This window comes from Streptomyces bathyalis (genome assembly GCF_015910445.1).
Taxonomy (GTDB): Bacteria; Actinomycetota; Actinomycetes; order Streptomycetales; family Streptomycetaceae; genus Streptomyces; species Streptomyces bathyalis.
In genome coordinates this window covers 3184594-3204191 of the sequence record NZ_CP048882.1, presented here as the reverse complement: position 1 = coordinate 3204191, position 19598 = coordinate 3184594, and the positions used below count along the sequence as shown (strand labels likewise).

21 protein-coding genes and 1 pseudogene are annotated in these 19598 nt (G+C 67.7%); 3 read left to right on the top strand and 19 right to left on the bottom strand.

Annotation, left to right across the window (positions count from 1 at the left end):
- Nucleotides 1-469 precede the first annotated feature (469 nt).
- The 16 genes and pseudogenes from G4Z16_RS13890 to G4Z16_RS13815 form a co-directional block, all read right to left on the bottom strand.
- Nucleotides 470-1774, bottom strand: coding sequence for a site-specific integrase (locus tag G4Z16_RS13890; RefSeq protein WP_197351083.1), 1305 nt, complete (start codon nucleotides 1772-1774; stop codon nucleotides 470-472).
- A 345-nt stretch (nucleotides 1775-2119) separates the two neighbouring features.
- Complete coding sequence (locus tag G4Z16_RS13885; protein WP_197351082.1) at nucleotides 2120-4057, bottom strand: DUF3987 domain-containing protein; 1938 nt, start codon at nucleotides 4055-4057, stop codon at nucleotides 2120-2122.
- Nucleotides 4058-4189: 132 nt separating this feature from the next.
- Nucleotides 4190-6151, bottom strand: coding sequence for a hypothetical protein (locus tag G4Z16_RS13880; protein WP_197351081.1), 1962 nt, complete (start codon nucleotides 6149-6151; stop codon nucleotides 4190-4192).
- Between the two features lie 103 nt (nucleotides 6152-6254).
- Entirely contained in the window at nucleotides 6255-7175 is a 921-nt protein-coding gene (locus G4Z16_RS13875) for a hypothetical protein (protein ID WP_197351080.1), read from the bottom strand.
- A gap of 44 nt (nucleotides 7176-7219) precedes the next feature.
- The gene (locus tag G4Z16_RS13870; RefSeq protein ID WP_197351079.1) at nucleotides 7220-7654 is read right to left on the bottom strand and encodes a hypothetical protein; all 435 of its coding nucleotides are present in this window, start codon (nucleotides 7652-7654) and stop codon (nucleotides 7220-7222) included.
- Nucleotides 7655-7780: 126 nt separating this feature from the next.
- The gene (locus G4Z16_RS13865) at nucleotides 7781-8002 is read right to left on the bottom strand and encodes a hypothetical protein (protein WP_070009400.1); all 222 of its coding nucleotides are present in this window, start codon (nucleotides 8000-8002) and stop codon (nucleotides 7781-7783) included.
- The gene (locus tag G4Z16_RS13860; protein WP_197351078.1) at nucleotides 7999-8529 is read right to left on the bottom strand and encodes a helix-turn-helix transcriptional regulator; all 531 of its coding nucleotides are present in this window, start codon (nucleotides 8527-8529) and stop codon (nucleotides 7999-8001) included. Before G4Z16_RS13860 ends, G4Z16_RS13865 begins: the two co-directional genes overlap by 4 nt.
- A gap of 406 nt (nucleotides 8530-8935) precedes the next feature.
- Nucleotides 8936-9554: pseudogene (locus G4Z16_RS13855) on the bottom strand (DUF2637 domain-containing protein); the annotation flags it as partial.
- A 257-nt stretch (nucleotides 9555-9811) separates the two neighbouring features.
- Entirely contained in the window at nucleotides 9812-10021 is a 210-nt protein-coding gene (locus G4Z16_RS13850; protein WP_197351077.1) for a hypothetical protein, read from the bottom strand.
- On the bottom strand, nucleotides 10022-10774 hold the full coding sequence (locus G4Z16_RS13845) for an exonuclease domain-containing protein (protein WP_246530839.1): 753 nt from the start codon (nucleotides 10772-10774) through the stop codon (nucleotides 10022-10024). It lies immediately after the preceding gene.
- Nucleotides 10771-11427, bottom strand: coding sequence for a GGDEF domain-containing protein (locus G4Z16_RS13840; protein ID WP_197351076.1), 657 nt, complete (start codon nucleotides 11425-11427; stop codon nucleotides 10771-10773). The genes G4Z16_RS13845 and G4Z16_RS13840 overlap by 4 nt, the downstream gene beginning before the upstream one ends.
- A gap of 115 nt (nucleotides 11428-11542) precedes the next feature.
- Nucleotides 11543-11803, bottom strand: a complete 261-nt coding sequence (locus G4Z16_RS13835) for a hypothetical protein (RefSeq protein ID WP_070009405.1) — start codon at nucleotides 11801-11803, stop codon at nucleotides 11543-11545.
- A gap of 105 nt (nucleotides 11804-11908) precedes the next feature.
- Nucleotides 11909-12271 carry a hypothetical protein gene (locus G4Z16_RS13830; RefSeq protein ID WP_197351075.1) on the bottom strand — a complete coding sequence of 121 codons (363 nt, stop codon included), beginning with the start codon at nucleotides 12269-12271 and terminating at the stop codon, nucleotides 11909-11911.
- Nucleotides 12268-12618, bottom strand: a complete 351-nt coding sequence (locus G4Z16_RS32495; RefSeq protein WP_343070809.1) for a WhiB family transcriptional regulator — start codon at nucleotides 12616-12618, stop codon at nucleotides 12268-12270. The genes G4Z16_RS13830 and G4Z16_RS32495 overlap by 4 nt, the downstream gene beginning before the upstream one ends.
- Before the next feature lie 189 nt (nucleotides 12619-12807).
- On the bottom strand, nucleotides 12808-13179 hold the full coding sequence (locus G4Z16_RS13820) for a hypothetical protein (protein WP_197351073.1): 372 nt from the start codon (nucleotides 13177-13179) through the stop codon (nucleotides 12808-12810).
- A 104-nt stretch (nucleotides 13180-13283) separates the two neighbouring features.
- On the bottom strand, nucleotides 13284-13499 hold the full coding sequence (locus G4Z16_RS13815; RefSeq protein WP_197351072.1) for a helix-turn-helix domain-containing protein: 216 nt from the start codon (nucleotides 13497-13499) through the stop codon (nucleotides 13284-13286).
- 242 nt (nucleotides 13500-13741) lie between these two features.
- Between G4Z16_RS13815 and G4Z16_RS13810 the strand changes: the two genes are divergently transcribed.
- From G4Z16_RS13810 to G4Z16_RS13800, 3 genes are all read left to right on the top strand, one after another.
- The gene (locus tag G4Z16_RS13810) at nucleotides 13742-14059 is read left to right on the top strand and encodes a winged helix-turn-helix domain-containing protein (RefSeq protein ID WP_197351071.1); all 318 of its coding nucleotides are present in this window, start codon (nucleotides 13742-13744) and stop codon (nucleotides 14057-14059) included.
- A 234-nt stretch (nucleotides 14060-14293) separates the two neighbouring features.
- On the top strand, nucleotides 14294-15517 hold the full coding sequence (locus G4Z16_RS13805) for a helix-turn-helix domain-containing protein (RefSeq protein WP_246530838.1): 1224 nt from the start codon (nucleotides 14294-14296) through the stop codon (nucleotides 15515-15517).
- 58 nt (nucleotides 15518-15575) lie between these two features.
- Nucleotides 15576-16034: an NUDIX domain-containing protein gene (locus tag G4Z16_RS13800; protein ID WP_197354518.1), complete on the top strand. Its 459-nt coding sequence runs from the start codon at nucleotides 15576-15578 to the stop codon at nucleotides 16032-16034.
- A 167-nt stretch (nucleotides 16035-16201) separates the two neighbouring features.
- On the opposite strand, the gene G4Z16_RS13795 is transcribed toward G4Z16_RS13800, so the two are convergent.
- The 3 genes from G4Z16_RS13795 to G4Z16_RS13785 all read right to left on the bottom strand — a co-directional run bounded on the left by G4Z16_RS13795 (nucleotide 16202) and on the right by G4Z16_RS13785 (nucleotide 19296).
- A complete protein-coding gene (locus G4Z16_RS13795) occupies nucleotides 16202-16732 on the bottom strand; it encodes a restriction endonuclease (protein ID WP_197351070.1) in 531 nt (176 codons plus the stop codon).
- Between the two features lie 4 nt (nucleotides 16733-16736).
- Nucleotides 16737-17669: a pentapeptide repeat-containing protein gene (locus G4Z16_RS13790; RefSeq protein ID WP_197351069.1), complete on the bottom strand. Its 933-nt coding sequence runs from the start codon at nucleotides 17667-17669 to the stop codon at nucleotides 16737-16739.
- A 565-nt stretch (nucleotides 17670-18234) separates the two neighbouring features.
- Nucleotides 18235-19296, bottom strand: coding sequence for a beta family protein (locus G4Z16_RS13785; protein ID WP_197351068.1), 1062 nt, complete (start codon nucleotides 19294-19296; stop codon nucleotides 18235-18237).
- Between the last annotated feature and the right edge of the window lie 302 nt (nucleotides 19297-19598).

The following is a 19598-nucleotide window of genomic DNA, read 5'->3' as shown; positions in this document are numbered from 1 at the left end:
GCCCGCAGCAGCGACATCCCTAGTGAACTGCGCGTTTTCCGGTAGCTGGGCGGCGTGAACTGGGATCGATCCGGCCCGGTTTCCAGCTGGAACGGCCACCTTTCCCCATGGGGCAGAGCCGCAGTTTCGCTCAGGACGCCGCGGGTTTTCCCATAGGCAGGCCCGGGAATCCGGGTTCACCCGACCGGGTTTTCGAACGTCTGCGGGGGCGGCGAGGCAGGCAACCTGCACGAACGCGACGCGGAGGCCCCGAAGCCTGTGCCGTTTCTCTGTCGAGTCCAGCCATTCGATTTTTCTCCCCGTTCTGAGCAGATCCGGATGTGCGTTTTCCGGGCCGGGTTCCATGCGATTTCGGATACGGACATACTGGGACAATCTCAGACACGGAAGCAGCCGCCGAAGCTCACCAGGTTCACCCTTTCGAGTGAGCGGCGACCACCGGCGGCCGCAGGGTTCTTCGTCCTGATCGTCAGCGGCGCTGTCCCTCCGGGTTGGTGTCGTCCTCCTCGAGTGCGGTCTCAAAGGTGTCCGCGACATCAACCGCCCGGTCGTTGATCACGTGTGCGTACACGCGCAAGGTGATTGCAGGGTCCCGGTGCCCGAGACGGTTCGAGACGACGTGGACCGGAACCTTGGCCATCAGCAGCATGGTCGCGTGCAGGTGTCTCAAGTCATGCAGTCTTGCCTTCGGCAACGGCTCCGCGGGGGCGGTGCCATCGATCGGGCCGTTGTACGAGGTGATCAGTTTCGCCATGAGGCCGGTCACGGTGTCGGGGTGAATTTGCTCGCCGGCCTCGTTGGCGAAGAGGAAATCACCGGCCTCCGTCGGTCGCATGCCCAGCTGGTGTCGTTCTGTGTCCTGCATTTCGCGATGGTGCTTGAGTACCTGCGCCGTCGTCCGGTCGATGCTGATCACGCGGCTGTGGCCGGTCTTGGTCGAGCCCTGAATGCGCTCGCCCTTGACGAAGGCCGTTGAGCCGCGGATCGCCAGCTCGCGCTTGCCAAGGTCTACCGCAGACCACCGCAGGTACAGCAACTCGCCACGACGGGCGCCGGTGTAGGCGGCGAGATGGTAGAAGGCTCCCAATCTGTGCTGAGCGGCGTGGTTGAGGAAACTCCGCAGCTGTGCCTTGCTCCAGACGGCGCCGGGTTCGCTCACCTCTCGACGGGGTCGCTTCGCCCGCTCGACGGGGTTGCTGGCAAGCAGTTCATCCACCACGACCGCGTCGCGGAATGCGCGCCTGAGCACGGCGTGCACGTAGTCGATCGTCCGGGGCGAGATGCCGCTGCGCTTCTGACCGCCGTTCTTCCTCAACTCCATGTAGAAGCGGGTAATTGTCGCCGGGCGGACGTCTTGGATGGCCATCTTGCCCATGTAGGGAATGACGTAGCGTCTGATCACGCCGCGGTAGCTGTCGATCGTCCGAGGCTTGATCTCTGCGGCATGCACCTCGATCCAGTCGTCGAGGTACTCGGCGACCGTAATGCGGTTCCGCATGACGTAGTTGCCCTCGCGGGCCCTGACGCGTGCCTTGTCACGGGCGGCCTTCGCTTCGTCTTCAGTTCGGAAGCCCCCGACCCATGTTGGCCTGGTCTTACCAATGCTCGGATCGTAGACCCGGATAACGTATGACCACGTCGATCCACGCTTCTTCACTCCATCCCGCAGGCCGGATGTGTCGGAGGGCGCCCTCTTCCGTCCAGCAGGGCGCCGATGCTGTCCGCTCTGGTCGCCATCATCCTCGGGTGGTTCGGCGAGGGCTGTCTTGGTCATGGGTGTCGATCTCCTTCGAGTCGGCGTTGTGGGTCGGCGGTGCGGCGGCGTTCGTCTTCGGCGCCGTGGAGGCAGATGCGCAGGGCCGGATCGCCCGTGATTTCCGGCCGGGCAGGGTCGGTTGCGGAGAGTGAGTTCCTGGGCGGTGGACGCGGTCGGAGGGCGTCGACCGTCAGCAGATTCAGCACAATCCGTTGAGCTGCACTTATGGCGTGCTGACGGGTGTCAGCGAATGTCAGCGCTGTCAGCGGTATTTGGGGGTTCTGCTGGCACTGCTGACGTTTGCTGACGTCGCGCTGACAGTTGGTGTCGCTGGTCAGTGGATTGCGCTGACTCTGCTGACGGTTAGCGGGCATCGACGGCGTCCGCGGGTGTGTGGAGGGAGGGGTGTACGCGGTACGTAGTCGTCTCCGGGCGCCCGCGTTTCCCGTCGCGGCTGGCTTCTTCGCCCTTGAGGTAGCCGTGGGCTTCGAGGAGTTGGAGGGCGGGGTCGACCTGGCTGACGGTGCGGAAGCGGCGGGAGGCGGCGACGGCGTCGCGGCGTTTGATGGTGCGGCGGTGAGTGCCGTCGGTCTTGGTCCGGGAGAGCCAGTCGAGGATGGTGCGGGCGTCTTCGGTGGCGGGATCGGAGCCAATGAGGTCGAAGACGGCCAGGGCGTGCTCGGTGTAGTAGCCGGTGATCTCGGCGGCCCGGTGCACCGTGCTGGCGGTGAGGGGTTGGCCCCAGCCGCTGGTGAGGTGGTCGGCGAGGTGGAGCAGGCAGGCGACGCGGGCAGTGGTGCCGACGAGCTTTCCGCCCCAGTCCTGCAGGTGCTCGAGGGGCTGTCCGGGCCGGAGTTGGACTTCGAGCTGGGCCTGGAGTTCTTCGACGGCCTGGTCGGCGAGTGCGTCCATGGTGAGGGTGACCGGCTCGGGAAGGTCGGTCAGCGTCCGCAGCAGCGCGTCGAGGCGGGAGGCGTATGTGTGGGCGACGGCGTCGGGCACGGGGGCGGTGCGGGTTTTGCGGTAGCCGAGGTTGGAGGCGGGGAGGGCGTATAGGAAGCGGGCGAGCAGGCCGCGGTCGCGGGCGCCGTGGGCGTCGCCGAGGTCCTGGAGGACGGAGGGCTGCGGGGTGATGCCGATCGTCAGGGCGGGTTTGTCGATGGAGGGCTGTTCGCGGGTGATGCGGTCGGTCTCCAGGCGTTCGCCCTTGTGGCCCTTGAGGAAAACGCCGAGGTTGGGTCGGGCGCTGTAACGGCCGGCGATGATGTCGAAGAGGTCGCCTTCGGGGGAGAGCACGGCAAGGCAGCGGTGCAGGGCGAGTTGGTGGGTGAGCGGCTCAGGCGTGATGTCGCCGGCGGCCGTCAGCCGCGGCTTGGGCGGGACGACTATGTCCTCGGCGAGCATGCGGGCGGCGGAGGCTTCGGCGACCAGGTGCTCTGAGGCCTGGTCGGGTTTGCGGGCTTTGGCCATGAGGGCTTCGGCTTCGGCCTCGGCGGCGTCCTTGGCGGTCTGGGCTTCGACGCGGGCGGCGCGAGAGGCGTCCTGGAGTTGCTTTTCCATCTCGTAGATGGGCGCGGTCATCAGCGCGAAGACGTCGGACTTGCGGGAGGCCGGCGGCATGGCGCAGACGAGGTAGAGGTTGGACTGCTCGACCCAGCCGGGGCGGATCTGGATATGGACGCGTCCGCCGGCCGCGGTGGAAAGGGCGGCGAGGGCCATGGTGGCGGCCATGTCGGGCGGGGTCTGCGTGAACTCGGCGAGGGCGGCGACGTGTTCGCCGACCCACGGCGGCAGCGTGTCGATCGGGAAGGCGGGCAGCGCTGCGTGGGTGCCGAGGGGGACGGGCGGGGGCCAGCGCTCGGTGGTGCGCAGGGCGGCGAGTTCGCGCTCGGCGTCGGCGGCGATGTCGACGCCGGCCTCGCCTGCGGTACGGACGCGGCTGGCCGTGCGGGTGGTGGTCTCGATGATGCGCCGCTCGACGGCCTTCTCGGCGACGATCTCGGCGTAGTGGGCGCCGTTGGCTGCGGTGGGGACCTTCTGCACGAGGCTGTGGAGGTAGCCGGGGCCGCCGACCCGGTTGAGGTCGCCGCTCCTACGCAGGTAGTTGGTGACGGTGATGGGGTCGACGGGCTCACCGCGTTCGTGCATGCCGACGATGGCGGTGTGGATAGTGGCGTGCGCGGGCCGGTAGTAGTCGCCGACGTCGACGAGCGCGGAGACGTCGGCGATCGGGTCGAGGCCGGGCGGCTGCAGGAGCATGGCGCCGAGAGCGGCCTGCTCGGCGTCCAGGTCGTGCGGCATCGACGTATCGAGGCCGCCCGTGTCGCCGTCTCTGGGGCGTAGGGGGCGGATGTTGTCTGAGTGGTCGTGTTGGGTTGGCTGGCTCACGTGGGGCCTTCCACAAGTGGCGTGCGGACGAGGGAAGTCGAGGGGTCAGGCGGCTGCGTCGTCGTGCTCGGCGGCGTCGGTGTCGACGGCGGCCCAGACGCCGTGCCGGACGCGCGTGACGCGGCCTTCGGCGGCGAGGCGGCGCAGGGACTGGCTGACGGTGGGCAGCGGGATGTCGAGGTCGTGGGCGATGACCCCCGTGCGGGCTTGGTCGCGCTCGGCGAGGTAGTTGCAAATGGCGCTCTTGGCGCTGTCGTCGGCCGGGACGACGGGCGCCAGCTCGTCGACGTCGGCGCCCGCGTCCGCGGCGTCCTTGGTGAGCGAGACAGCCGCGGGCTCATCGGCGGGTTCGGGGGTGCCCCATGCCTCGTCGCGGCGCTGTCGCCAGGTGGAGTAGTCGGTGCCGGCGGTGGCTATTCCGTCGGCGCACAGGGTGGTGGTCTCGCCGGTGGTGGCCCACTCGAAGGGGTCCTCGACGAAGTGCGTACGCATGACGGACGAGCGGGCTTGGGGGCCGAGGCTGTAGCCGAGCCCGGAGCTGGAGGAGCCGTCCGGGAACTCCCGCGGCAGGGCGTGCGGGTCGGCGGGGATGGTGCCGTTGAAGGCGACCTGGCCTGAGAGGCGGTTCGCGGTGCGCAGGACGACGACGTTGCCAGCGGCGACCATGTCCCGCAGGGTCATGGAGTTGCCGAGCTGGGCCAGCAGCGGGACTTGGGTGACCAGGCGGAGCTTGATGCCGCACTTGCGGGCCATCTTCGCCAGGTCCTCGACGATCTTGACGCTCTGCGGGTCGGCGAGGACGGCGTGCGCCTCTTCGATCGTCAGGCACAGCAGCGGAAGCTCTTCGGTCGGCGTGAACGACGCCTTCCCACGCCGCAGTCGGCCCTTCTCGTCAGTCCACTCCATGCGCGCGAGCAGCTTGTTGCGGCGGTACATCTCCCGCTGCGCGGCCTTCAGCAGCTTCTTGCCCTCGGTCACGGAGTCGGCGAACCAGTCGACGGCGTCCTGCCAGTCGGGGAGGGACTGGCCGCGCTGGGGGTCGATGACCCAGGAGACCATCAGGGGTGAGTGCCGCTCGTAGGCGAGGAGTTGGTCGAGCAGGCGGGACTTGCCGGCGTCGGTGGTGCCGGCGATGAGGTCGTGGACGGGTCCGGAGCCGGGGCGCCAGAAGCGGTAGAGGGCGTGGCCGCCGTCGGGGTAGACGCCGATGGGCGCGATGCCGGCTGTGTGGTCGAGTAGCTGGGGGCCGGGCCAGGGGTGGACGGCCTGGAGTGGGTTGCGCTTGTAGACGGCGAGTTCGGCCTGGTTGTTGGCGCCCTCGGCCGTGGCCTCGATGACGACGGAGGACGGTGGAACGCCGAAGGCGGACGCGATGCGGCCGGTGGCGGCGACGGCCTGCTCGGTGGTCAGCTCCCCGGGCGGGAGGTTGATCAGCGCTGAGACACCGTTGCCGTCCTGGCGGCCGACGAGGTTGGTGAGCCAGGAGCCGGTGAGGGCGCCGCGGTCGTGGGCGACGCGCTGTTCCCACAGTTCGATCTCCTCACCGAGGGCGCCGTCGACGTCGCGGATTCGGTGGTGCCACCACCACGGGATACCGGCGGCCAGGAGCCAGATCAGGAGCAGGCCGGGCATGGGCGGTGCGATGCCGCCGCGAGCGGCCATGGCCAGCAGCAGGGCACCGGCCGTACCGGCGGAGGTCAGTGCGTAGGCGCGCTCGCGGGGCCGCAGCGGCCGGTCTTTGAGCCTGCGGCGGCGTAGCCACCAGGCGGTGCCGGCGGCGAGCGAGGCGTCGAGGAGCAGAGCGGTCTTCCATCCGTCGGCTGCGGCGCCGCAGGCGGCTCCGAGGGTGCCGAGGGTGACGGTGGCGTGGACGGGGGCGAGGGGACGGCGGTGCCGCCAGGAGAAGCGCGCGATGCCGCGGCTGGTGCGGAAGAGCGCGCGGGCGGTGAGAACGGCGGTCTCCAGCTTCGAGCGGCGGATGACGATGCGAGGGCGGCGACGCAGCATGACGCGGGGCTCCTTGAACAGGTCTGCGGAAGAAGGGCGTTGGGGCGCGAGGTGGGGCCGGGGTCCGGCCCGGCTGGCTGCCGGGCCGGACCTGTCGGCTGGATCAGGCGGTGTAGAACTCCTTCTTCGCGCCGCCCTCGGGTGCGGAGGCGTAGGCCTCGGCGAGGGCCTGGTGGGTCTGCTGGACGTGCTGAGCCGTCTCCATCGCGCCGCTGGCGCGCGTCTCCGCGGCGACGGCGCGGGCGTTGGCCGCCTCCAGCCGCGCGCTTGCGGACTCGGTCAAGGCGCTGACCTTGCCGAGGGTTTCGCGGTCGAGTTCGAGCTCGGTCAGGGAGCCGACCATGGTGTCGATGCGCTCGGCGTCCTGGCGGGCGCGCTCGGCGTCGGCCTGGGCGTCCTCGAGTTCGGCGTGGGCTTCGACGGCGATGGAGTTGAGTTCGGCGAGCAGCTGCTCGTAGCTGTGGACCTCGCCGCCGGTGACGGTGTTGATGGACACGGGTGTGGAACCTCCCGAAGTGGATGAGGGATTGGGGACAGGCCCGCCGCTCGGCTCGGCGGCGGGGGTCTTGGGCGCGCTCGCCGAGGGAGCGCTGGTAATCACGTGGACGGTCGCCTTGCCGCCGTCGTCCTTGGTGCTCGACTTCGCGGCCGGTGCGGAACCGGGGTCGTCGGGCGGCGTGCCGTCGCCGTCCTTGGCGGCGGAGCCGTTCTTGCGGGTGTCGGCCCAACGGCGGGCGCGTTCCTTGCCCTTGGGCCACCCGGCGCGGAAGCCGTCGATGAAGCCGCGGGCGACGAGGAAGCTGCTTAGGCCGATCGTGACGGCCCCGGAGGCGACCTTCACGCCCGTGCTGGCGCTGCGCGGTGCCGGGCCGCCGCCGCGGGCGGCGAGCTTGCGTCGCCTGTCCGCCTTGGCGTGCCGACGGTCACGTCCGGTGCGGTAGTTCTCGCGCACGCTGCTGGTGGCGTTGCTGACGCCGTCGCCGACGGCCCAGCACAGCGCCAGGATGATGATGACGAGACCCATAGGGCCTCACCTCCAAAGGGAGTTGGGTTGATGGGTGGAGCGGGTCAGAAGAGGAAGCCGCCGATGGTGCCGAAGGCGCCGGCGATCGCGCCGACGACGCCCATGACCACCGCGCCGGCGGTGCCGGGGATCGCCACCCCGGCGACCGGCAGCACGGCGGCGCAGGCGAGCGTGCGGTTGGTGATGGCCCTGTTGACGAGGTCGAAGGCGATGACGAGGAACGCCACCAGGCCGATGAGCCCGACGGCTGCGGCGCCGGTGTAGCGGCCGATGACTGTGTTCACCGCGGTATCCGCCCAGCCGACCGCCGTACGCAGCCAGTCGCCGACGGGCGTGCCGACGATCCCCACCACGCCGGCGAGGACGAGCAGGACCGTCAGCCGCGGGGCCGTCCGGCGGCCAACCGTCCGAAGCAGCACTGCGGCGATGAGGCACAGCACGCCGACGGTTACGGAGATCGAGGCGTCGAGGAACGACATGGAATCAACTCCCTTCAAGATCAACTTTTGTGACTTTCGGTGACTGCGGGTTCACGCGCGCCTGCGCGCGCCTCCGCGTTGGCGTGGGCGGGCGTGTGAATGTCGCCGTGAATTTCACGCGCCCGCTCACGCTGCGTGAGTTCGGTCGAAGTGACGGGCCCAGGCGTCGAGGTCGTCGGCGACCTGCTGCCAGGCCCTCTCGCGCTCCTGCGCGGGGAGGTCGGCGAGCCGGGCCCGCAGCTCGTCGAAGGCAACGGCGGCCAGCGCAGCGGAGGTTGGCGCCGCGGCTCGCTTCGCCGCGAAGTGCGCGGCTTCGCGCTGGCGGCGGGCCTTCTGCCGGCGGCTCATCGGGCCTCACCACCGCTGAGCGGGACCTGCGGCCCGCGATGCTGGGTGCGAGGGGTGGAAGTCCACACGCCCCAGCGGCTCTTCACGGCCATCCCGTCGGCGGCGAGGTACCGCAGAGCCGAGCTGACGGTGCTGCGGGGCAGGTCGAGCTCGTCGGCGATCTCGCCCGTACGGGACTCGCCGTTCTCGTCGAGGTGCTCATGCACCCGTGTACGGATGCGGGCGGGGACGGCCCAGCCGGGCAGGTGGCCGTAGTCGGGATGCAGCCGCTTAGCCGGTGCTGTCAGCACGAAGCGGACGATGCGTCCGGCGCCGAAGCAGGCGAGCGCCGCCAGCGCCAGGCCGGGTGCATCCGACGGCGCGTGGGTGGGTGAGTCACCGATCGCTGCGGACGCGGCGAGGACGCCCGCGTAGAGACCGGGCAGTGCGCAGACGATGTCCGCCAGGTCGGCGAGGACGTCGAGCGCGTTGGCGGCGACGACTCGTGGGGTGTGCCATCGGCTGTAGCGGATGGTCTCGTCGGACACGGTGCGGTACCTCATTTCTGGTTGGTGGTGCGGTCGTTGCTGGTGGCGCCATGGGTGGTGGGGGTGAGCAGGCCTTCGGCGGCCATGAGCGCCTTGGCCTTGGACTGGCGGCAGCCGAGGGCATCGGCGGCCTGGCGGATCGAGGCGGGGGCCCTGCCGGCGGCGGCCAGGCGCCGCAGGAGTGCGCGGCGCCCGTCATCAGTGCTCGGCTTCTCGGCCCCCGGCTTGGTCGCCGCCTTCTGCGTCCGGCCGGTGGCCCGGTGGGTGCGTCCGGTCCCCGGGCGGGACGCAGCCGAACGAGGCGCGTCCGGACGCGGGTCGGGTGCATCCGGCTCGGGTGCGTCCGGCGTGGACGGGATGCGTCCGGGCTCGGGTGCGTCCGGTGCCGGGCGGGTGCGGTCGATGGCTTCGGCGAGCGGGACGCCGTAGCGGGCCAGTCGTAGCGGCAGCCGCATCTGCTCAGGCGCGGTGCGGCGCCAGTTGCGGCCGTAGCGGGCGCGCAGTTGCTCGCGGTAGACGGCCCAGTCCTGCTCGATGGCCACCGCGGTCTCGTAAGAGCGCAGCTCCCACAGCTTCATGCGTCGCCACAGGCCGAAGGTGGAGGGGAAGGCCAGCAGCCAGCGGGCCAGCCGGACGCCCTCCATGTGCTTGTCGGCGGTGATGTCGGCGACGCGTCCTACCGCGTGCCGGGCTGCCTCCACGGCGACGATGAACAGCACCGGGATGACGGCGTGCATCCCGACACCGAGCGCGTCCGGCCACGCCGCCGCCGCGTTGAAGGCGACCGTTGCGGCCGTCAGCAGCCAGGCGGTCTGACGCAGCAGCGGGAACGCGATGCGCAGCCACGTCAGCAGCAGATCCAGCGCGAGCAGGACGACGATCCCGGCGTCGATACCGATCGGGAAGTACGGCGCGAAGGCGCCGAAGCCCTTGCGTGCGGCCAGGTCCCGTACGGCGCTGTAGGAGCCGGTGAAGCCGATCGCGGCGATCACCAGCGCTCCGAGCACCACCACGGCGATCAGCAGCCAGCGCACCTTGGACGGGCCTGCGGTCTGCCGCGGCAGGTCGTCCTGGCCGTCGTCGACGGACGCCGGCGACTCGTCGGCAGTCGGCTCTTCGGCGGGGGATTCGCTCCGAGCTGTGGGCTCGGGAGGGACGGGTGTGAGAGGTCGGCCGTCGGCGGCGACCAGGCCGCCGCAGGCGGGCGGCTCGGTGCCGTTGACGGGGGCGAGTACCGGGTGCGACACGGTCAACTCCAGGCAGGGTCAGCAGAGTTCAGGGGTCAGGAGGTGGTCTGGCGGTGCTGGGCGATGAGCAGCGCCAGCCAGCGGCCGTTGTTGGTATGGCCCGCGTAGGAGCCGTCGGGCGCCCAGGCGTGCCACCACAGCGAGGGCCGGCCGAAGAAGCGCTCGACGGTCAGCGCGACCGTGTAGCCGTCCAGCACACCGGCCTCGACGGGAAGCCCGAGCAGGGCGGGGAATCGCATGGCCACTCACCCCTCCCTGCGCGCGCCGACGAGGGAGTGGGGCAGGTAGGGCCAGGCGGGCTCGACGTACGCCTCGGGATCGGTACGGCGCAGGTACTCCTCCAGGCCCGCGGCCTGCTGTGCCGCCCAACTGATCTGGGCGTCGTGCAGCTTGAGGAGCTCGGCGCCGCCAATCCGGCTGTGGTGGGTGCCGATCCGCCAGGCGATGCGGGCCGCGGCCAGGGCGTCAGCCTCGGCGGTGTGCGCCGACTCGTGGCGTACGCCGTAGTGCGCGGCGAGCGCTGGCAACTTCCGGGAGCCGCGCCGGTAGCGGTCGATCTGCCGGTCGAGCACCAGCGGGTCGATGACCGGCGCCACGTCCAGCCCTGCCAGCCGCTCGACCAGGGGGAGCACGCCGTGCCGCCGCGCCTCGCGGTCGAGCAGGGTCAGGTCGTAGCGGGCGTTGAAGACCACGACCGGAACGCCGGCGCCCAACTGCTCAGCCAGAGCCGCGGTGATGTCCTCAACGACCTCGGCCGCATCGGAACCCTCGGCACGCGCCTGGTCGGTCGTGACTCCGTGGATCGCCGTGGCCTGCTTGGGAATCTCAACGCCCGGATCGGCCATCCACGTGCGGCTGTCGGAGGGCCGGCCACCGCCGACGGCGACGACAGCCGCGGTGACGACACGGTCGTTCTCCGCGTCCACGCCGGTCGTCTCGGTGTCGAAGGCCACCATCCGGCCTTGCGCCCACGGGGAGTTGACGTGCGTGGTCATCATGCGGCCCTCCCCTCGTGAGCGCGGGAGGCGCCGAGTCGGCCGGCGCGGCGACCGTTGACCGTGCTTTGCGTGCTGGCGGGCCCGTCGGCGGTGAGCCATCCGCCACCGCCGCGCTTGACGACGTACATGGCCTCGTCGGCACGCCGCAGAGCGAGCGGCAGATCCGGGCTTGGCAGTTCACCGCTCCAGCAGGCCCCGATCGAGGCACCCAGCTGAAAGCGGTCGCGGCCGTGGCCGACGGGAAGGCACAGCCCCTGGTGCAGCGTGGCCAGCGATCGGTGAAACGCCTCCGGATCGACAGCGCGCACGGCGAGCGCGAACTCGTCGCCGCCCAGGCGAGCAGCGGCGCCGTCGACCGGCTGGCCATCCAGCCATTTCGTCAACCTGGCGCCGCTGGCCCGGATGGCCTGGTCGCCGGCCGCGTGGCCGTAGGTGTCGTTGACGGCCTTGAAGCCGTCCAGGTCGATGAGGACCACGGCGCACGGGCCGCAACGCAGCATCCGCGCGGCACGCCGCTCGAAGGCGGCACGTCCGGGAAGACCGGTGAGCGGATCGCGGCGTGCGCGGTCCAGCTGGCGGCGCATCCACACCGTGTGGAAGCCCCAACCGGCAAGCGGGACGGCAGCCGTGGCCGCAGCTATCAGACTGCTCATGCGGCCCTCCCAGTGCGGGCGGGCTGGCAGCTGTGGGCGCGGGCGGCGCGGCGAGCGGCCTTCTGGCTGCGGTAGGTGCGGCGCCAACCGCAGTCCGGGCAGCGGGTCTTGGCACTCATGCGATCCGCCTCCCAGCAAGCGGCAGCGGCCCGGTGAGCAACTCCTCGGCCAGCTGCGGCTCGTACTCGGGCAGCTGACCGAGCTGGTCGAGGGTGTCGATGAGGACGGACAGCGGCAGCGCGTGGCCGTCGTAGTGCGCGACGACCGCGGCGCGGGACGCGCCCAGCAGCTCGGTGTGGTCGTGCCGCAGCGCGGCCAGCTGCCGGCGCAGGTACGTGTTGCTGCGGGCCAGTTCGGAACGTGTCGGGGTCGACATGTGAGGAGGAACCTCCACAAGTAGGGCGCCGCCGGCCGCACGCGGCCAAGGCGACGGGGCCTGCGGCCCGGCGGCGTCAGGACGAGCGAGAGAGCAGAGAGCGGGTCAGCGGTAGGTGGTGAGGCTGCGCATCACCAGCACGCAGCACGTGATCGCGACAGCCGAGATGCCGACAGCGACGGCGACCACGGCGACCGACAGCAGCAGCGAGACCAGGACGACGCCCACCACCAGCGCGCCCACGGTGCCGACACCCACAGCCGAAGGCTTGAACTGCTGTCGGCCAGGGACCTGTTGACCGTGGCTGTGATGCGAGCAGCAGCTCGGCGCCGCATTCGCGTGCGGGCCGACGGTGACCGCATGCTCGGCTGGCGGCTGGGCCGCCGTCGCCAGCGAGGCGAACTGCCGCCCGGAAGCGTCCGTGAGCACGTACGCCTGGCTGGTCTGCGAGTTCGTGTGCTCAGTCATGCGGCCTCACCGCCAACCTGCCGTGCCCGCTTGCGCCGCAGCGCTCGGCGCTGGTTGGCGGTCAGACCGCCGAAGACGCCGAACTGCTCGTTGTTGTCCAGCGCACGCTCCAGGCACGCCGCACGCACGGGGCAGGACTCGCAGATGCTCTTGGCCAGCTCGATGTCTGCGGGCCGGTCGGTGAAGAACAGCTCGGTCTCCACGTCGGCGCACGCGGCGCCGGCCTCCACGTTGGGGTCGGCGCCCGGCACGGGAGGGCCACCGGGTCCACGGCGGTTCGGGTACACATACGGCCGCTTGGCCTGGCGCAGGTGCGGGCGGGAGGAGCCCACTACGCGGATCGTCACGGGACGAACAGTCATCTCAGCGCACCCCCTCACGCTCAAGCTGCGGGCCGGGGGTCCACATGTGGCCGCAGCTCCCGCACACCTCACGTGCAGCCGATCGGCACCGTGAGACGGACGTCGGGCTCTGGCAGCGCGGGCACTTGGCCGTCGCACACGCAGGACGCTGGTCGTAGAACGGACGCGTCGACATCACGCGGCATCACCACCGCGGCCGGTGTCGGGGCCCTCGACCGGGGCGTAGACCTGCACCTGCCGGCCGCCGACCAACACATGGGTCTCGAACAACCACGTGCGGTCGTTGAGGGGCTTCACCAGGGCGATACCGCCGGCCTCCTGCGCGATCCGCGCAACCGCCTCGCACCGCTCCCCCGGCTCACAGTCGAACTCGGAGACCTGCACGCCGATCGAGCCGTCGGTATGGACCACCACGTACAGATCAGGAAGGTCAGGAAAGCCCTCCAGGAAGTCCGCGATCAGCCGCAGACTCGCGACTGTGCTGGACGTGCTCAGCCGTTCCGGCCGGGCATCGACCGCCACATCGGCGGTACGCTCGTTGAGCATCGTTGAACTCCTCAGTTCACTCGCGATGTCGGGCCTCGGTGAGGTCGACCAGGAGTGGCAGCTCCCGTTCGGCCGTTCTCGCCGGGGCCTCTTGCTGTTCTCCGTCAGGCGGCCTCGGCCGCCGGCGCCGTGCCCGCCGAGCTCACGTACGCGTCGTACGCGGGCCGCGGGATCCGCAGAGTGCCGCGGCCGGCACCCACACGGATGGCATGCAGCCGACCTGCCTCGATCTCGCGGTAGACAGTGGCCACGTGAACGTCGAGAAGTGCGGCGACGTCCTTCACCTTCAGTGGCCGCTGGTCGGTCGTCGGCTTGGACAAGTTGAACCTCCTGAGTAGGTCGCAAGGGGCGCTGCTTTCGCACGCACCACCTTGCTTTGCCGTGTGTACATGGTTGAGCTATGTGCACATAGTTGTCAAGCGATCGCGTTGCCTTTCTCGGCGAGAACCTGCTCGTTCCCCGGTCATCTGCGATGTGCTCAACTAGGTACGGCGACGACCAGGTGCACATAGGAGGATCCGGAGTGGGCGAGCAGACGGGGCTGCCTGAGTACCGACGGGTCATGAACGACCTGCGGCGCCAGATCGCGAACGACGTCCTCCCGCTGGGGGAGTCCATCCCGTCTACCGCGGACCTCATGGAGGAGTACGGCGTCTCGGTCACGGTCGTACGGCGCGCAGTCGCCGAGCTCAAAGGCGAGGGCCTGCTACGCGGCCAGCCCGGCAAGGCCGTGTACGTGCTGGCGAAGCCGAGCGACTCGCCATCTGCCCACACTCCGGAGTACGAGGCGATCATGGGCGAGATCCGCGCGTTGAGGGGCGAGATGCAGAGCCTCGCTCGTCGGCTCGGGCAGCTCGAAGATGCGGTCGGTCCTCAGTAACGCGGCTGAACAGCTGGTTCACCCGGTCCGACAGATCGTGGGCTTCCTCAGCCATCTCCCGTAGGACTACGGTCAGTTCAGCGCGCTCGCTTTCCGTCAGTGCCATGTCCGAGCTCCAAGCCCTGCTGCGGTTCGATCAGTTGATCCAGTGGCAATGACGGTAGGGAGGACGTACCGAAGTACCCCGGAAAAACCTTCCGGGGTCCGACCGGCCCGCGGGGTGAAGCTCTGTCCATGCGAGGAATGACGGAGAACCTGACCATCGGTGAGCGCGTCGCCTGGTACCGCCGGCGGCGCGGAATCCCCCAGGAAGCGCTGGCCGGCCTCATCGGACGTACGACGGACTGGCTGAGCAAGGCGGAGAACAACCGCATCGACCTCGACCGGCTCTCGGTCATCAAGTCCCTGGCGGACGCGCTCGACGTGTCGCTGGGCGACCTGCTCGCCGAGCCGACGCTCATGGACTGGACGGCCGACAGCGGTCGGCGCACTGTCCCCGCACTTCGCGAAGCCCTCATGGACTACCGGCAGTTGACGCCGCTGCTCGGCACCCCGACCGAGGGCGAGCCGCCCGCGCTTCCGGAGCTCCGGGCGAACGTCGCCGACGTCCTCGATGCCTACCAGGCGTCCCGCTACGGCTACGCCACTGGGCGGCTCCCGCTGCTCCTGGCGGACGCACTGCTCGCCGCCCGCTCGTACAGCGGCCGCGAGGGCGAGGAAGCCAACGCACACCTGGCCATGACGTACCAGGGTGCGGCCCAGGTGCTCGGCAAGGTGGGGGAGACCGAGCTGGCGTGGATGGCCGCCGACCGAGGCCTCGCCGCGGCCCAGCAGAGCGGAAACCGCTCGGTCACCGGCTCCCTGTTCCGATCAGTCGTGCACTGCCTGCTCTCAACCGGTCGCTTCAAGAACGCCGTCCAGCTCGTCGACGACGCCTCGACCGTGCTCGAGCCAGAGCTCGCCGACGCCTCACCCGGCTACCTGTCCGTGTACGGCACGCTCTTCCTCGCCGGCTCAATGGCCGCGGCCCGCGCCGAGGACCGCTCGACCACACAGACGTACCTCCGGGAAGCCGAGAACGCCGCTCGCCGACTCGGCGCAGACGCGAACCACATGTGGACGGCCTTCGGCCCGACGAACGTCGGCATCCACCGCGTAGCCACAGCGGGGGAGTTCGGCGACATGCAGGTAGCGGTCGAGCTCGGCCAGCACCTCGACGTGACGGCGCTGCCCGCGGAACGCCGCGTACGGCATCACCTCGAGGTCGCCCGCGCCCTTAACGCCTGGAACCGTACGGACGAAGCCCTCGACAAGGTCCTCGAAGCCGAACAGGATGCCCCCGAGCAGGTCCGGCACCACTATATGAGCCGCGAACTCGTCGTCGGCTGGGTCCGCGGCACCAAAGGGCAGCCCTCCCGCTCAGTCGCGGACCTGGCGCACCGTCTCCGGGTTGTGTGAGCCGGTTAGGGTCGGTGATGTGAGCGAGCACCGAGCCGAGAACGAGCACGAAGCCAAGATGGCGCGCCCGCGCATGGCAGCGGGCGCGCTCTTCTTCGATGAGCACGACCGCGTCCTCATGGTCGAGCCGGCGTACAAGGACTACTGGGACATCCCCGGCGGCTACGTCGAGAAGGGTGAGTCCCCCCGTGAGGCGTGTATCCGCGAGGTTCGCGAGGAACTGGGCATCACGCCGCCGATCGGCCGGCTTCTGGCCGTCGACTGGGCACCGAACCCGGGGGAGGGGGACAAGGTGCTCTACCTCTTCGACGGCGGGGTCTTGAGTCCGAGTGACACTGAGCGCGTGCACTTGCAGGCAGAGGAGCTGACCGGCTTTGACTTCCATGATCTCGCTGAGCTGTCGACGCTGACCATTCCTCGTCTCGCTCGAAGGATCACTGCTGCCATGGAAGCTCGGGCCCTGGACAGGGTCGCTTATCTGGAACACGGAGAGCCAGTACCGGCTACCGATTCTTGAGGGTGCCTGCTGGAGGTCGCAGACGTCTCTGATGTCGGCCTACGTCGACGAGACCCATTGCCCAGCAGTTGACTCCTAGACGACGACGGAAATCAGGTCGGCGGAAGCCCGCAGTCGAACTTGGCGTCGCGACGCGCGACGACCTTGCCACTTACCTAACAGTTACCTTAGAAACGTCCAGACGCCACAACCTTGAGAAAGCTACGGCACAGCAATTCAGCAAAGTCCTCGGATGTCCGGAGTTCGCGAAGCTGACTTAGTGTAATAACTAGGATGCGACGCCCATCCTGTTGAGCCATGGCGATCTTAAAATGCGCCGCGGTGAGGTTATCCGCGTTTCCTGTGACTCCATTTGCTGCGACTAGAACACCAAGCTGAACCCCTTTTTCCTTGAGTTTTGTTACGAAAGCACCAACCTCCTTTGCTCCAACAGGTGCGTCCCAATTCTTGCACTCGACCAAAAAGCACACAGGGAGAACCTGCATCCAGCGGGCCTCCTGAGTGTTGGCCACAGACACGTCTATCTCTGATCCTTTAAACACGTCTACGCCGTTCGACTGGGTCATGAGACCTGGAATCTCGCCAAACAAGTAGCAGACGAGTGACTCCAAAGCGTCACCGCGGGCTTTGGTAGTAAGACTCTTGTCCATTCCCAGACTGACATATTCTTCGATCTTGGTAATCGAATACTTGGGCATGCGATCACTCGCTCGACGAGTGTGTGATCGCATCTGAAATCACCTGCGAGAGGGCGGTAAGCCGTAGTCTGTGTAGAAGGTCAATCGCTGAAATAATCTGCGTTCGCCCGGCGGAATGTCGATCGGCTGAGAACTGCCTACCTTCATAATCGTTATAGACGACAAGTCCCAGATTAGCTCGGCGTTCTCGAACCAAGTGCTCCAATTGAAGCTCTGCTTCAGCCAACCGCTGTTCCGACAGTCGACCACTTTTGCATTCAACGAGCACGATGTTCGAAGACTCGTCCGATGGGATGAAGGCAAAGTCCACGACTGAGTCAGAGTAGTTTCCCAGTGAATGCCCCTGGGTGTGGTCCTTCTCTGCCAGGGTGGCTCCTGCTTCGGTCAGTAGTTGGATAATCAGCTTCTCAAATGCAATCCCGTAATTTTCCGTTCCTTTGAGCGTTTCCAATCGCTGCCTGTAGTGTTCGACATCGAGCAAACGTGACTCTGGAGAATGTATCTGGGTAAATGGTGTAGAGCCATCGCTGTCGGTGATAGCGGCGCTGGCAGAGCCATCAAATATAGTATGACTCGAAAAAGTCGCCCCGCTGAACTCTGAATCGTGTTCGGATGTGGCTTCGCCGCCCTGGAACGCCACCCCGCGAAACCGGGTATCCCCCGTGAACCTCACGTGGTCAAACCAAGCGCTCTTCTCGAACTTCGCTCCGGTGAACCAGGCACGGCTCTCGAACGTCGCAGCCTCGAACTGGGCCTCGTCTTTGAACGTCGCCTCGCCAAACCAGGCGTCGTCTTTGAACGTCGCCTCGCTAAAGCTGACGGTCTTCTCGAACGTCACGCCGCCAAACCAGGTGGCGCCTCGGAACATCACCTTTCCAAACAAGGCGGCGCCCGTGAACGTCGCTCCTTCGAACCCAGCGCGCCCCTGGAACGTCACTCGGTCCCATCGGACGGCTCCGAGCCGTGGCCGATGGTCGGGGTCGCGTACGGCATTCAACAGGTCTCGCAATAGAGCCGGGTTGAAGGTTGTGCCTCGGTGGTCCACATCGCTGCCGGGGCGGAGAGATGACAAGTACGTACTGCGCTCGCCGGCGTCGAGATGCGCCAAACAGGCTCCGAACAGTTCTGCCTCAGCCCCCGTGCATTCACCGTGCGGTCGTGGGACGCGGTGACCCCGGCACCCCACCGGGTCTTGCGGGCTGGCACCGTGGCCACAGTGCGGGTAAGGAGGAGGAGCGATCGACATAGGGGAGATCATGCCCTCACCAACGCAACCGGCGTCAGGGTCAGTTCCTGGCGGAGCGATCTGACTGCTCATTGCTCGACGCAGACGGCGGTCGATGTCCCCTACCTGCCGTGGTCGGCTCGCCGTCAGATAACACCCCAGCCCGTTGCTCTGGTCAACCTTGCTGCACTTGGCGGCAGCAGCCGCAGGGTTGCGATTTGGTGCCTTGCAAGGGCCCAACACTCCTGCTTGCGAAGTAGTTGACTACTAAGCGGAGTCATGGGCGCCCCAGAATAGTTAGGCGAGAGGTCACCGCAGCGAGATGGTGGGATGTTGCCCACGCACGCCACTCCGTTCCGCCGCCTGCTCTTGGCCGTTCTCGTTCGGCGCACTCCAGAAGACGTGCGTCACCCCACGAGGTCCGGGCACCGCTGGAGGGCCAATACGGCGAGTCAACTAAATCTCGACTTAGAACGAAGAAGTCGTCATTTCCTCGACGCCTCTTGGCATAAACGAACACCTGCCAGTTGATGTCCGAGGTGTAGCGCATGTTCGGATGAGGCGCTCCGCGGCTTTGCGCTGGCATGCGGGGATGGGTCACACCGAAGTCCGCGAAGTCTAGGCGACGGGTCTGCCATTTGTCAGTAACATCAGCCCAGAGGAGCGCGTCCTCTCTTTTGACTGGTGTTGCTCGCCCTCGCGGAAAACCCGACAGATTGAAGGGAAAAGCACCAGCAGCAACACATATTCGCCGCCAAGGCCAGGGTGCCAGGCGCTCTAGTGATTCAGTGACCTCTCCTACACGCACATGCCGGCTGTCTTCGGACTGCACTGGCCCCGCATCGATGAGCAGATCGATCTCTTCCGGGTCTACACGGAGTACTCTGAGAAGATTACGGATGTGCTCGCCTTCCAAGAGTCCTCGCGAAACATCTAAAGATGAGGCGCGAAGGCACCCACCTTGCTCGTGCAAGTTCATTACTGCAGAGACCTCGGTAAGCATTTTTTGAGTGTCAGTTATTCTGAAAACCGGACACATAGCGACCTGCCGCTGACCCAGTGATTCACCGACTCTCATCATTGGTCCACCGATATCGACTCGCGAGGCATTCGTCCCCGACAAGGCGCTGCAGTCGACTGAAAGAACCATCCCGTCCGGGGTACTGTCGACGGCGTGAGTGCAAAAGGTAGCCACTTCGGAGTCCGGCACGATCTCCATGACTGGACGAATCTGGGATTGAACCTCTGCCGACGCATGTTTCAGCGCCAGAAACTCCCCCTTCTTACCCTTGAGGATCGGAACGTAGGTCACCGGCCACCCCCTGGATGCAAGGCACATTCACTCAGTTGAAGTACGCATCGCTCCTGCCAGGGTGGCCGAGCAACCCCAGAATCGATAGAGACACAAACAAGCCAATGTGTCGATGCCTGTGGCCGAGTCGTTCATTTAAGGATCTGTTGATGTTGGAAGAGCCGCTGATCTTCGCATCTGGCGAATCTTGCGAGCCAGTCGATCAGCGCCCCTCACGCATGCACGCCGTTGCATCAAACAGAAGGGCGCAGTAAGGGCGCACAGCAGCAAAGCCCGCCATGCTGTTAGTTGCCCGGTAGAGGACGCAAGCACAAACGATTTCGGACGCT

Coding starts and splice junctions, on each gene's coding strand:
- G4Z16_RS13890 (WP_197351083.1), bottom strand. CDS start 1,774: ATGACCAAGACAGCCCTCGCCGAACCACCCGAGGATGATGGCGACCAG.
- G4Z16_RS13885 (WP_197351082.1), bottom strand. CDS start 4,057: ATGCCGCACGACCTGGACGCCGAGCAGGCCGCTCTCGGCGCCATGCTC.
- G4Z16_RS13880 (WP_197351081.1), bottom strand. CDS start 6,151: ATGCTGCGTCGCCGCCCTCGCATCGTCATCCGCCGCTCGAAGCTGGAG.
- G4Z16_RS13875 (WP_197351080.1), bottom strand. CDS start 7,175: ATGGGTCTCGTCATCATCATCCTGGCGCTGTGCTGGGCCGTCGGCGAC.
- G4Z16_RS13870 (WP_197351079.1), bottom strand. CDS start 7,654: ATGTCGTTCCTCGACGCCTCGATCTCCGTAACCGTCGGCGTGCTGTGC.
- G4Z16_RS13865 (WP_070009400.1), bottom strand. CDS start 8,002: ATGAGCCGCCGGCAGAAGGCCCGCCGCCAGCGCGAAGCCGCGCACTTC.
- G4Z16_RS13845 (WP_246530839.1), bottom strand. CDS start 10,774: ATGATGACCACGCACGTCAACTCCCCGTGGGCGCAAGGCCGGATGGTG.
- G4Z16_RS13840 (WP_197351076.1), bottom strand. CDS start 11,427: ATGAGCAGTCTGATAGCTGCGGCCACGGCTGCCGTCCCGCTTGCCGGT.
- G4Z16_RS13835 (WP_070009405.1), bottom strand. CDS start 11,803: ATGTCGACCCCGACACGTTCCGAACTGGCCCGCAGCAACACGTACCTG.
- G4Z16_RS13830 (WP_197351075.1), bottom strand. CDS start 12,271: ATGACTGAGCACACGAACTCGCAGACCAGCCAGGCGTACGTGCTCACG.
- G4Z16_RS13820 (WP_197351073.1), bottom strand. CDS start 13,179: ATGCTCAACGAGCGTACCGCCGATGTGGCGGTCGATGCCCGGCCGGAA.
- G4Z16_RS13810 (WP_197351071.1), top strand. CDS start 13,742: ATGAACGACCTGCGGCGCCAGATCGCGAACGACGTCCTCCCGCTGGGG.
- G4Z16_RS13805 (WP_246530838.1), top strand. CDS start 14,294: ATGCGAGGAATGACGGAGAACCTGACCATCGGTGAGCGCGTCGCCTGG.
- G4Z16_RS13800 (WP_197354518.1), top strand. CDS start 15,576: ATGGCGCGCCCGCGCATGGCAGCGGGCGCGCTCTTCTTCGATGAGCAC.
- G4Z16_RS13795 (WP_197351070.1), bottom strand. CDS start 16,732: ATGCCCAAGTATTCGATTACCAAGATCGAAGAATATGTCAGTCTGGGA.
- G4Z16_RS13785 (WP_197351068.1), bottom strand. CDS start 19,296: ATGTGCCTTGCATCCAGGGGGTGGCCGGTGACCTACGTTCCGATCCTC.